Raw genomic sequence first — 12,663 nt, forward strand, 5'->3', positions numbered from 1 at the left:
CGAAAATTCTAGTAGTTTGACTAGCATAGTGAAACGTATTATATTGTAAAAGGTCATATGAAACGTGAAATAGAATGGAATGCAATTATTGAGTTAGGAGTTAGACCAATGAGTTTGAAATATGGAAGAGATACAATTGTTGAAGTTGACTTAAATGCTGTAAAACATAATGTAAAAGAATTTAAAAAACATGTAAACGATGAAAATATTGCAATGATGGCTGCTGTAAAAGCGAATGGGTATGGCCATGGGGCAGTTGAAGTTGCGAAAGCTGCGATTGAAGCAGGGGTGAACCAGCTTGCAGTTGCATTTGTCGATGAAGCAATCGAATTAAGAGAAGCTGGAATCACTGTACCAATCTTAATATTGGGTTATACATCAGTTGCAGCTGTGGAATCCGCAATTCAATATGACGTTATGATGACAGTCTATAGAATAGAAGATTTACAAGGCATAAATGAAATTGCACAACGTCTTCAAAATAAAGCACATATTCAAGTGAAAATCGATACAGGAATGAGCCGTATCGGTTTGCAAGAAGAAGAAGTTAAACCATTTTTAGAAGAATTAAACCGTATGGAGTATGTAGAGGTAGTAGGGATGTTTACACATTACTCTACGGCAGATGAAATTGATAAATCGTATACGAATATGCAAACAAGTTTATTTGAGAAAGCTGTAAATACAGCAAATGAATTAGGGATGCAAATACCATACATTCATAGTTCAAATAGTGCAGGGTCAATGGAACTAAGCAATACATTTCAAAATATGGTTCGCGTTGGTATTGGGGTTTACGGCATGTATCCTTCGAAAGAAGTGGATCATACAGTCGTTTCCTTACAGCCTGCATTGTCATTAAAATCAAAAGTAGCTCATGTTAAACATGCGACGAAAAATCGTGGTGTAAGTTATGGAAATACGTATGTAACAACGGGTGAAGAATGGATTGCGACTGTGCCGATTGGTTATGCTGATGGCTATAATCGCCAGTTATCTAATAAAGGGTATGCATTAATTAATGGAGTTCGAGTGCCGGTTATTGGTCGTGTTTGTATGGATCAGCTTATGCTGGACGTTACAAAAGCGATGCCAGTACAAGTAGGGGACGACGTGGTATTTTACGGCAAACAAGGTGAAGAAGAAATTGCTGTAGAAGAAGTAGCGGATATGTTAGGCACAATTAATTATGAAGTTACATGTATGTTAGACAGAAGAATTCCTCGTGTTTATAAAGAACATAATGAAACGACTGCGGTTGTAAATATATTAAGAAAAAACTGAATCGATATGATTCAGTTTTTTCTTTACTTTTCGTAAATGAAAATTGGGCTATTGATGTTTTTTGAACAAGTCATAATAATTATGCTTCATTATAATTTCAAAGCCACAATGTGTATATAACTGTAAAGCATTGTTATTTTTCGTTTCGACGTCTAATTCAATCGTTGAAACTCCTTCTGTAATGAGTGTATGTACCATATAACTTAGAATATCTTTACCATATCCTTTACCTTGATAAGAAGGATGGACTGCGAAGCCTGAAAGTGTAGTAGATCGCTCTTGGTGAGTAACTGTAATCGTTCCAATTGATTTTTCATTCATAAGAGCAACGTAAACTTGATGAGAAGGTGACTTCATCATTTTTTGTAACCATGTGGATGTATTTGCTACAGAATCCCCGAAAGCTTTACTAGAGATTTCTATGAGATCAGGAAGTAATTCTGAAGATGCGATGGAAAGTTTAATAGTATTCTTCATTGTTTCTCGTTTTTTATTTGATTTACACGTCATATTATACTCGCTGTATAGATAAGGTAATTTCATTTGATTTGCAAATGCTTTCCCAGATGAGGAATCTCCGTTAATGATGAGAAGAGCTTCGTCTATGTCTCTTTTTTGTATTTCGTTCATGGCAGTTTGTAAAAGGGTAGTGCCTATATGTTGTTTTCTATAGTTTGGGTGCACGAATCCTATTAACTCCAGTTTAGTCGGTCTTTCAAAGTCGTACATACTTAACGCACCAATTAATTGGGTATCATCAAAAAATAGAAAATCATTGATTTCTTTTTTATTACGAGCAGTTAAAAAGTTAACATGTAAATCTGATGAGTAATCAATTTGATCGTATTGTCCGCAAATATGAGCTAAATCTTTCATTTGCTGAATTTCGTTTGCTGTTAAAGAATTCTTTTTTTCAATGTTCATTTCATAATCCCTCGCAATCGTTTTTAAAAATAGGATGGGTAACTTAGCCATTTCTTTAATTCCACACTACCTTGAACAGATAACAGTCGGTACAAATAACGATAAGGCTGTCTACATTCCTCAAGATGAGGAATAGACATAATTGTTTCGTAACCACTTTTAAAGGCATGAGCCTCTTTTTCTGAAAGTACATATTCTAATCCGATAAAATCAAACTCTCGCGGGGCAACTGCATAAGCTTCTGTATCTACTAAACCAGTAATAGTTATACCATCTGATAAAAACTGAGTAGGATCCATATCAATTAAGACGAGTGTAGATTCCTTTGGTGTTGGTAAGGTAGAAAGTTGTGACTCAAAAGTATGAAATGCGTTATATATGCTCTCGTTATCGGAATAAAACCTATTCACAAGTTCTTTACTCACTTTTAAAATGTGTGGCTGGAATTCCGCTAGTGGAACTTGGAGTGTACGTGACGGATTTCCTACGAAATGGGCTGAATACTTATGTATTTGTGCTAGTCCTTTTCCTAGGCTGAATAAAATAGAATCTGGTTGCCCAATAAAAGATTGAACTGTATTACCTACTAATTTTTCAGCCACAATGAATTCTTGGCCATCTAAAATATGTTTTTCTAAAATTGTTGGGATAGGAAGATTTGTATGTTTTTGCAGCAATGCATGTACCGTTTCTAAATGATGTACGTTCCTTGGATCAATTCCAAAGAGATTTTTGCATCCCCACCAAAAATCATTATTTGGCTCTTCATTCATTTTAGAAGAACGAACGATAACTTCTGCATCTGCTGTTTGAATGAGAAAAACGTCACTTGCATGATCTTCATAGCCTGGATGTAAAGCTCGGATGGATAGAATAGGTGAAGTGAATAGTTGTTGTAACATGAAATCCCCTCATTTTTTCTGTAAATTCTATAAATTTATTATATAACAGAATATGTACCCCGTGGATCATGATAGGGGACAATATAGAGCATACATAAATTTATAGTGAGAAATCAGCATGGAAATTATATTTTTCTAGTTTTGTATGAATTATCAAAATAATGTTTTCAAATGATAAACGTGAAAAATGCACGAATGTAAAGTTCGTATGATACGAGATATGAAAAGTAAAAGGGGAATGAAGTGTCTATTTATAAGGTTCTGTACTCGTAATAGTGCAGGCTTTAGACAATATTTCTCAATAATAAAATGAAGAGAAAGATAGGAAGAAGGAGAATAGATTCCTATATAATAGATTTAAATTAATTAACATGATTAAGTATTAATTAATGTGTGTTGAATCGAAAGGAGAGAATGGTATGGCGAACGTACTCGTAATAAATTTCCCTGGAGAAGGTCATATTAATCCGACGATAGCAGTTGTTAATGAGTTAATTCGACGTGGGGAAACAGTTGTATCATATTGTATTGAAGATTACAAAAACAAGGTTGAAGCAACAGGCGCTGAATTTCGATCATTTGAGAATTTTCTTTCGCAAATTAATATTATGGAACGAGTTAATGAGGGTGGTAGTCCTTTGACGATGCTGTCCCATATGATTGAAGCATCAGAACGTATTGTTACTAAAATTGTAGAAGAAACAAAAGGAGAAAAGTACGATTACTTAATATACGATAATCATTTTCCGGTTGGACGTATTATAGCGAATATTCTACAGTTGCAAAGCGTTTCTTCTTGTACAACCTTTGCTTTTAATCAGTACATTACTTTTAATGATGAGCAAGAATCGAGCCCAATAGATGAGACCAATCCATTATACCAATCTTGTGTAGTGGGAATGGAAAGATGGAAAGAGCAGTATGGAATGAAATGTAATAGTTTGTATGATATTATGAATCATCCTGGCGATATTACGATTGTATACACTTCAAAAGAATATCAGCCACATTCGGATGTATTTGATGAATCGTATAAATTTGTCGGTCCATCAATTGCTACTCGAAAAGAAGAGAACAGTTTTCCTATTAAAGATTTAAAAGATGAAAAAGTGATTTTTATTTCTATGGGAACAGTTTTTAATGAACAACCAGCCCTGTATGAAAAATGTTTTGAAGCGTTTAAAGATGTAGAAGCGAAAGTCATATTAGTTGTTGGTAAGAAAATGAATATAAGTCAATTTGAAAATATTCCGAATAACTTTAAGTTGTATAATTATGTGCCGCAATTAGAAGTATTACAGCATGCTGATGTATTCGTGACACATGGTGGTATGAACAGCTCGAGTGAAGCGTTATATTACGGTGTCCCGTTAGTTGTAATTCCGGTAACAGGAGATCAGCCTTTAGTTGCGAAACGAGTGACTGAAGTAGGGGCTGGAATAAGGCTTAATCGTAAAGAATTAACTTCTGAATTGTTACGTGAGACTGTAAAGGAAGTAATGGATGATGTAACGTTTAAGGAAAATAGTCGTAAAGTTGGAAAGTCACTTCGAAATAGTGGTGGGTATGAGAGAGCAGTTGATGAAATATTTAAAATGAAAATGAATTCATATTTAAAGCTTAAATAAAGTGAAACTTTAATCAGTGTGGACTTTGTTCATCTACAACTGATTGTTAGCTCACACGAATCGGGCGTTTTTGGGTAGCCGACTCTTTGTTTCAGCTTGAAATTTGAAACGGGAGTCTACTGCTCGCGAATAGCAGAATAAACACTTAAAACACACTTATTGTAATATGTAAGTGTGTTTCTTCTATTAGGCTTTAAATCAATTACATAAAAATCACTGTAAAGGTGAAACTTCTGTGTATATAAACTGATATCTTTGTATTAGTAGTAAGATTACGTTAAAATAATACTAAGAAAATATATAAGTTTTGGGGGTAATGAATGAAGAGAGTATTTGAATACGTATTATTAACAATTGGCTCCATTATTGTAGCGGGTTCACTAGAGCTTATTTTAGCGCCTAATGGACTAGTAGATGGCGGGGTAACGGCTATTGCTATTATGGCAAATAAAGTTGCGGGATTACCGCTGTATGGTGTGTTTTTAGGACTTAATATTCCTATTTTACTATTTACTGCAAAAGTAATGGGGAAGAAGTTTTTTATACGTACATCGTATGCGAATGTCGTTACAACACTCGGATTGATTTATTTAAAACCATTTCCAGCGATTACAACTTCTGAACTATTAATTGTACTTTATGGTGGCGTACTGTTTGGAATTGGTGTAGGGATTGTAGTGAAAATGGGCGGAGCAATAGATGGCTCAGAAATGTTAGCAGTTTGGATGAACAAACACTTTAAGGTACCAATTAGCACATTTTTACTTGCTGTAAATGCAGTTATTTTCATTTTTGTGGCCATTTTATTTTCAATCGAACAAGCGATGTTCTCATTAGCAATTTTCTATATTGTTACGAAGATGATTGATTTCATATTAGATGGCATTAATCAAGGAAAGAGCGTCATGATTATTTCTGGTAAGAATAAAGAAATAGGCGATCTACTTATGAAAGAATTGCAATTATCCGTTACGTATCTACATGGAGAAGGTGGTTTTTTAGGAGAGCATAAGAGAATCATTTATTGTATTACAAACCGTTTCATTTATCCGAAAATGAAAGATCTCGTTCTCTCTGTAGATCCAACTGCTATAATTGAAGCTTCTTATTCAACAGAAACAACTGGTGTTAAGCGTCCGGGAAGGACCGCTCGATCAGGTGATTAACTAAAAGAAGATTGTCCAAAAAGCTATTTTGGACAATCTTCTTTTTTGTTTTGTTGAATTTTTATTGTATTACGAGTTAAACTCAGCGTTAGCAAATTCTCTTTTAACTAGGAAACCAAGCTTCATTCAATAAGTTTACTACCGTTTCAATTTTATTTTCGGGAATACTACCGAAACCGAGTAATACGTAAGATTCTTTGCGTAAATCATTTACAAAATCATAGGGAGAAAGTGGATATAACTTAATACTTTGTTTCTTAGCTGATTCAATAAGTTCTTGTTCATTCATATTGTTATGGATACGTAGAACAATATGAAGACCTGATTGTTCACCAAGAATTTGAACATTAGTACCCATTTCTTTCACAATGAATTTTACTAATGTATGATGTTTTCTTTTATACAACGTACGACTGCGGTTAATATGACGTTCCCAATTTCCACTTTGTATAAAATTAGCGAAAGCAAGTTGTTGTGTAGTAGAGACTGTTTGTTTAAAAATACCTTGCAACGCTTCATACGTTTTTAAAAGATGCGGTGGTAAAACAACATATCCCATTCGTAAAGAAGGTAAAAAAGATTTTGAGAAAGTCCCCATATAAATAACACGTTCATTTGAGTCAAGACTTTGTAAAGACGGAATTGGTTTACCTGCGTAACGGAACTCCCCATCATAGTCATCTTCAATAATATATCCATCGCGATCATTGGCCCATTTTAACAATTCCAATCTTCTAGATAAAGGCATAATCATTCCAAGCGGAAATTGATGTGATGGCGTAACGTATGCGACATTGGAATTTGTATTGTATAAGTTAGAAATATGAATCCCTTTTTCGTCTAATGGAATGGGATGAATTTGTTGATTGCAGCTTTTAACAATTGCATGTATACGGTGAAATCCAGGGTTTTCAATGCCGTACTCTTTTGTAGGACCAAGCAGTTGAATTAGTAGCCAAAGAAGTGGCTGTGTTCCGGCACCAATCACAATTTGATCAGGTGAAGAATATACACCGCGCGCATGATATAAATATGTTGAAATATGTTCTCGAAGAACGAACTCACCTTGTGGGTCTTCTTTAGCAAATAACGCATTTTCGTACTTTAGTATTGCTTCTTGTAACGCTCTTTTCCAGTTTGTAATCGGAAAAGCAGTTTGATCAATAAGACCTTGGCTACAATCATATTCAAACGGATCTTCTATTAAATTGCTCTTTTCCTTTGCCATATTTAATTTTTTATTCGGGATAACGTCAATATCGACATTTGCAACAAAAATACCACGCTTCGGTTTACTTTCTACATAACCTTCAGCTAATAATTGTTGATAAGCTGATTCAACAGTAATGCGGCTAATATTAAGTTGTGACGCTAAGTTTCTATGTGAGGGAAGACATGTACCAACAGAAATAGTTCCCTGTATAATTTCATATTTTATAAATTCGTAAATTTGTAAGTAAATAGGTGTATTGCTTTCTAATTGCAATGGGATAGTAAAATCCATAGTAAGAACTCTCCTTTAAAACTGGCCTTATAAAAAATAATTAAACTGTCACTTAAGTGAAGGGCAGACACTCCCTATAATAATGATATAACATTTAGAAAATTATACAAATTGTTAGGGGAGAGTTCAAATGAATGTTAAAGAAGTAGTAACAGAAGTACAATTACATGAAGTATTACCTGTTTTACAGCAATTACGAACACAGCTTTCTGAAGAGGAAGCAGGCTTTTTATTTCGAAAAATGAAAGAAGAAAATTATAAACTATTTTCGTTACGTAATGAAGATGATGAAGTTGTTGGCCTTGCCGGTGTAGCAATTTGTACGAACTTTTATAATAAGAAGCACGTTTTCGTATATGACCTTGTAACAGCAGAAGCACATCGTTCAAAAGGATATGGGAATGTATTACTTTCTTATATAGAGAACTGGGGAAAGGAAAATGGATGTGAGTCTATCGACTTAACATCAGCGTTTCCTAGAATTGATGCTCATCGTTTTTATGAAAGGGAAGGGTATGATAAGGTAAGTTATTCTTTTCATAAAAAATTATAAAGAAAGATAGGTTCTATATGACATAATATAGAACCTATTTCATTTAGAAAGGTTTATAATTTATTTTGTATAAATAAAGAAAATGATTGGAGCGTTTATACTTGGAGAAAATAAAGAAACTATCTATCCCTAATAATGCTAGAGTTATCATAATGTCTGATATTCATGGAGAATTGAACCTTTTAAAAGAATTACTACATAAAGTTAACTTTAAGAATGAAGATTATTTAATTATTAATGGAGACCTTTGTGAGAAAGGAAGCGATAGCATCGGCGTAGTAGACTATGTAATGGATCTTGTAGAGAGTAATTTAAATGTTCACGTTGTTGAAGGGAATTGTGAAGTTTTAGTTGATGCTCTTCTAAATGAAAATCCAGGTCTCATTAATTATTTATGTACGAGAAAGCATTCGATTTTTAATGAATGGTTAGAACAATTACATTTTTCTATTCAGGAAGATACTTCAATTCAGGAAGTGAAGGAAGTACTATTAAGTCACTTTTCAAAAGAAATAAATTGGCTAAATGAGCTGCCAACAGCGATTGAAACAGAAGATTATATTTTTGTACATGCTGGACTGGAAGATAGAGTAGATTGGAAAGAAACAGCGCGCAAAAATGCGATAGCAATGCCAGAGTTTTTTAATAAATCGCATAGAGCTAATAAGTATGTAGTTGTTGGGCATTGGCCTGTTGTGAACTATTCTGAAGAAGCCCCGTCTAACAATCCAGTTATTGATAAGGAGAAAAAAATTATTGCAATTGACGGCGGGAATGCGATTAAAGAAGCAGGGCAATTAAATGCATTTATCATTCAGAGGAAACTAACAGGTGATACGTTTTCTTATACATATGTAGACTATTTTCCAATTTATGAAGCAACAGCAGAATTTAATGCTGATGCAACAATGCAGGGAGGGGTTACATATCCGTATTATTACATAGAGCCGGTGGAGAAGAGGCGAGATTACACAATATGCAAGCAAAAGGAAACGAATAAATTACTCAATGTGAAAAATGAATATATTAGGCAACGTGAGTCAGGTGAATACACAGTGAAAACCGATATTTCTTGTGCGCAAATAGGTGTTAGAAAAGGGGATATTGTTTCTCTCATTGATGGTAGCTGCGCAGGGTATGATTTAATTAAAAAAAATGGAGTAGAAGGCTGGATAGAGAAAGGGATTCTACTTGAGATAAATAAGAAGGAAAGTAAAATATTGAGCTGAAATAGGAGGGATGTAACCTCCTATTTTTTATTAACTGCGTTACGGTCACGTATGTCATCTTTAGCTATTATGGAGGATTTATCTTCTGGCATTCCGTTTCATATCTTCTTGAAATCGTTGATACATCCCTTGAACTTGTTCAAAAATAAATTCCTCCTGGAATATGGTGAGATTAAAGGTTAGAAGACTATTTTCTTTATAAATAATAGGTGCCAAATAACAAAATGAAACAATATATTATAGAGTTTTGTTTTGATTTTTCTGAAAAAATATTATAATTATATATGAAATAAAGAGGAATGTAGGAGGAAATTATGCAAAACGTTATAAAAAAGGGGAACAAAGTTACAATTCGTACAATTGAAGAATCAAATATAAAAACATTATGGAGCCTCGTATTTAAAGAAGAAAATCCAGAATGGAAGAAATGGGACGCGCCATATTTCCCTTTCTCAATGCAAGAATATGCACCTTATAAAGAAAAGATGTTAACTCGTTTACAAGAAGAACCTCTATCAAATTTAATTATAGAAAATAACGGTCAAGTTATAGGTACAGTCGGATTTTATTGGGAACATAAACCGACGCGTTGGTTGGAGATGGGAATTGTTATTTATGATCCAACATACTGGAATGGTGGCTACGGTACAGAAGCATTAACATTATATCGAGATTTATTATTTGAAAAGATGGAGATTGGTAGAGTAGGGCTCACGACGTGGTCTGGTAATGAACGAATGATGAAAGTAGCTGAGAAAATAGGAATGACTTTAGAAGGTAGAATGCGCAAATGCCGATATTATAACGGAACATACTATGATTCTATTCGAATGGGAATGATTCGTGAAGAATGGGAAGCAATATATGTAACGAAGGGGTGAGGACGCATGTACGCTATTATTGCAACATTTGATAGTGTGTTTACTAATAAGATTATAGAATTGCAAAATGAACTAACGAATATAATAGAGTCAAATCAATTAGCTGGAGTAGAACCGCATATCACACTTGCGGACTATAAGGAGTTAGATGTTAATTTATATACTAAGAAATTAGAGGAGTTTGTAGCTATTCAAGAGAAAATGGCTGCAGTGAATTTTTTTTCTGTTGGAACTTTTCCTACAAACGGAACGATTTTTCTAGCGCCGACTCTTACCGATGAATTGTTAACACTTCATCATTCTTATCATGATCATTTCCAAGCTTTTCATGATAATCCAAATTCATATTATGTACCGGGCAAATGGGTTCCGCATTGTACGATAGCGAATCATTTGAACTCGACTCAGTTTTTAAGCGCAATGGAGTATATATATGGGAATTTTGATGTTAAAACAGCTTCGATTGAAAAGTTAAAATTAATTAAGGTAAATTATGAAAATGGTTCTGCCGTTTCTTCTAGTATAGTAGCAGAATATAATTTAAAGAGAATGGAGACATCGAGATGACATATGTAATTAGAGAGATGAAGCAAGAAGATATTCATGCTGTACAAACAGTAGCGAAAGTAGCTTGGCATGATACATATGAAGGCATCATTCCGAGAAAGATTCAAGACAGTTTTTTAGACGAGGCATATTCTGATGAAAAAATGAAATATCGTCTTAAAAATACACATTTATTCGTTGCAGAGGAAGAGGGAGAAGTAATAGGATTTGCTAATTTTTCACCAGTTAGATTGCAAAACGAAGCAGAATTAGGTGCGATTTATTTGTTACCAGATCAGCAAGGGAAAGGAATAGGAAGTGCTTTATTACAAAGAGGGATTAAGGCGTTAAAAGGGATACGGAAACTGTACATACATGTAGAAGCAGCAAATGAAAAAGGTAAACGTTTTTATGAAGCGAAAGGTTTTGCTGAATTAGAGCAATTTGAAGAAGACTTTGAAGGACATTTGATGCAGACAGTAAGGATGGTTTTATACATATAAGGAGGACTAGAAGTGAAGATTTTTGATTTTAGTGAAAAATCGGGAAAGCGCATATCAGTATTTCAATCTAATTTCATAATGTCGAAAATAGTAAACCACCAAGGGAATGTACATATCGGTGCTATGCATTTACAAGAGAATGGAATAATTGGATATCATGAAGCAGTTGTATCACAACTGCTTCTTATTATGGACGGAGAAGGATATGTGTGTGGGGCAGATAAAGAAAAAGTAAAGATAAGAGCTGGACAAGCTGTGTTTTGGGAGAAAGGAGAGTTTCATGAGACGAGTACAGAACATGGATTACTGGCAATTATTATGGAAGCGGAGAATCTTGAACAATCGATAGTAATGCCTATTAAGGATGGGGGTTGTGAAAAATGATAATAAAGGCGAATCAAGAAGATACAAGTAAAATATTAAAATATGCAGCCCAATCGCTTTTTGAAGGGACGAGAGGGAATTGCCAATTAAGTACAGAGGAAGCGATTGAAATTACAAAACCAATAGTAGAAAAGGGGGCATGTTATTTAGTCATTAAAGAAGAAAATAAAATATTAGGGTGGATATTAATAGGGGAAAATACTGACTATTTTTCTCGTGAAAAACTTGGATTTATATATGAGCTATACGTTTTTCCAGAGTATCGAGGGAGAGGATTATCGCGAGAACTGATGGAAGCTGGTATTAAGGAATTAAAGGAGAAGTATTCAGAAATTCGGTTGAATGTATTTGCTGGGAATTTTGCGAAAGAGATGTACGAAGAACTTGGGTTTGTTGAAAGACAGGTAATTATGACTTTGAAGTGAGAAAAATTGCGAGGCTGTATTTCTTTTAATTAAAGAATTTTAATAGAATTTTAATCAAACTTTTTAATGGAAAATATACGCATTCATGTTAGGTAATCTTTTTTTCTATTGTTAAGAATAACATTTGTAGAATTTGTTTAATTGATTTTTATTTTCAAGTAATAGTAGTTTCTTAAAAAATAATAAATTTATATTATACAATATATCGTTATTATATTGAAAGAGAAATTTTGGAAAAATATCATTTTTTTGTTTAGAAATTTTTAAATTATTGATATAATCAATTTGTAGAATTGATTATTGGTTAATTTTACTATTTTTAAATTTTAAGGGGGATTTAATAATGGCAGGACAAATTCGTATGTCACCAGAGGAGCTTAAATCAAAAGCGACTCGATATGGACAAGGTGCAAATCAAATTGAGGACATTTTACGTCAGCTACAAAACTTACAAAATGAATTAAGAGGAGAATGGGAAGGTCGTGCTTTTGAAGGTTTTGACCAACAGTTCAATCAATTAAAACCAAAAGTACAAAACTTCGCACAGCTATTACAAGAAATTAATATGCAGCTTAATAAAACTGCAGAGGCTGTTGCTAGACATGACGAAGATCTTTCTCGTAATTTCGGTCTACAATAAGACAGATAAAAAGAAATATATAATTTAGCCATGCAACCATACGTTGTATGGCTAAATTACTTTAAAACTAGAGTAAGATACGAAGTCTTTCAAT

At 33.7% G+C, this 12,663-nt stretch carries 14 protein-coding genes; 11 read left to right on the forward strand and 3 right to left on the reverse strand.

Features of this window, described 5'->3' with window-relative positions; genetic code table 11:
- Positions 1 to 108: 108 nt before the first annotated feature.
- Positions 109 to 1,284: an alanine racemase gene (gene alr, locus F0362_RS10380; RefSeq protein ID WP_000054187.1), complete on the forward strand. Its 1,176-nt coding sequence runs from the start codon at positions 109 to 111 to the stop codon at positions 1,282 to 1,284.
- Positions 1,285 to 1,332: 48 nt separating this feature from the next.
- Here the strand turns inward: alr and F0362_RS10385 are convergent, their stop codons facing one another.
- Together F0362_RS10385 and F0362_RS10390 are read right to left on the reverse strand one after the other, a co-directional pair.
- The gene (locus F0362_RS10385; RefSeq protein WP_033658412.1) at positions 1,333 to 2,208 is read right to left on the reverse strand and encodes a GNAT family N-acetyltransferase; all 876 of its coding nucleotides are present in this window, start codon (positions 2,206 to 2,208) and stop codon (positions 1,333 to 1,335) included.
- Positions 2,209 to 2,231: 23 nt separating this feature from the next.
- Positions 2,232 to 3,110, reverse strand: coding sequence for a protein kinase family protein (locus F0362_RS10390; protein WP_000941384.1), 879 nt, complete (start codon positions 3,108 to 3,110; stop codon positions 2,232 to 2,234).
- Positions 3,111 to 3,529: 419 nt separating this feature from the next.
- On the opposite strand from F0362_RS10390, the gene F0362_RS10395 reads away from it, so the two are divergent.
- Both F0362_RS10395 and F0362_RS10400 read left to right on the forward strand, forming a co-directional pair.
- Entirely contained in the window at positions 3,530 to 4,738 is a 1,209-nt protein-coding gene (locus F0362_RS10395; RefSeq protein WP_000024447.1) for a macrolide family glycosyltransferase, read from the forward strand.
- 320 nt (positions 4,739 to 5,058) lie between these two features.
- A complete protein-coding gene (locus F0362_RS10400; RefSeq protein WP_000831972.1) occupies positions 5,059 to 5,904 on the forward strand; it encodes a YitT family protein in 846 nt (281 codons plus the stop codon).
- A 103-nt stretch (positions 5,905 to 6,007) separates the two neighbouring features.
- Here the strand turns inward: F0362_RS10400 and F0362_RS10405 are convergent, their stop codons facing one another.
- Positions 6,008 to 7,408 carry a MocR-like pyridoxine biosynthesis transcription factor PdxR gene (locus tag F0362_RS10405; RefSeq protein ID WP_098184065.1) on the reverse strand — a complete coding sequence of 467 codons (1,401 nt, stop codon included), beginning with the start codon at positions 7,406 to 7,408 and terminating at the stop codon, positions 6,008 to 6,010.
- Positions 7,409 to 7,538: 130 nt separating this feature from the next.
- On the opposite strand from F0362_RS10405, the gene F0362_RS10410 reads away from it, so the two are divergent.
- From F0362_RS10410 to F0362_RS10445, 8 genes are all read left to right on the forward strand, one after another.
- Positions 7,539 to 7,961, forward strand: coding sequence for a GNAT family N-acetyltransferase (locus F0362_RS10410; RefSeq protein ID WP_098184064.1), 423 nt, complete (start codon positions 7,539 to 7,541; stop codon positions 7,959 to 7,961).
- A gap of 101 nt (positions 7,962 to 8,062) precedes the next feature.
- On the forward strand, positions 8,063 to 9,190 hold the full coding sequence (locus F0362_RS10415; protein ID WP_002105355.1) for a metallophosphoesterase: 1,128 nt from the start codon (positions 8,063 to 8,065) through the stop codon (positions 9,188 to 9,190).
- A 314-nt stretch (positions 9,191 to 9,504) separates the two neighbouring features.
- Positions 9,505 to 10,071: a GNAT family N-acetyltransferase gene (locus tag F0362_RS10420; RefSeq protein ID WP_001181781.1), complete on the forward strand. Its 567-nt coding sequence runs from the start codon at positions 9,505 to 9,507 to the stop codon at positions 10,069 to 10,071.
- A gap of 6 nt (positions 10,072 to 10,077) precedes the next feature.
- Positions 10,078 to 10,638 (forward strand): 2'-5' RNA ligase family protein, encoded by a 561-nt coding sequence (locus tag F0362_RS10425; RefSeq protein ID WP_000270901.1) that lies wholly within the window; start codon positions 10,078 to 10,080, stop codon positions 10,636 to 10,638.
- Positions 10,635 to 11,120, forward strand: a complete 486-nt coding sequence (locus F0362_RS10430) for a GNAT family N-acetyltransferase (RefSeq protein WP_000222834.1) — start codon at positions 10,635 to 10,637, stop codon at positions 11,118 to 11,120. Before F0362_RS10425 ends, F0362_RS10430 begins: the two co-directional genes overlap by 4 nt.
- Positions 11,121 to 11,132: 12 nt before the next feature.
- Complete coding sequence (locus F0362_RS10435; protein ID WP_000688067.1) at positions 11,133 to 11,504, forward strand: cupin domain-containing protein; 372 nt, start codon at positions 11,133 to 11,135, stop codon at positions 11,502 to 11,504.
- A complete protein-coding gene (locus F0362_RS10440) occupies positions 11,501 to 11,929 on the forward strand; it encodes a GNAT family N-acetyltransferase (protein ID WP_000584250.1) in 429 nt (142 codons plus the stop codon). The genes F0362_RS10435 and F0362_RS10440 overlap by 4 nt, the downstream gene beginning before the upstream one ends.
- A 343-nt stretch (positions 11,930 to 12,272) precedes the next feature.
- A complete protein-coding gene (locus F0362_RS10445) occupies positions 12,273 to 12,569 on the forward strand; it encodes a WXG100 family type VII secretion target (protein ID WP_000918601.1) in 297 nt (98 codons plus the stop codon).
- Positions 12,570 to 12,663 lie beyond the last annotated feature (94 nt).

Source organism: Bacillus sp. BS98 (assembly GCF_008432245.1).
Classification (GTDB): domain Bacteria; phylum Bacillota; class Bacilli; order Bacillales; family Bacillaceae_G; genus Bacillus_A; species Bacillus_A toyonensis.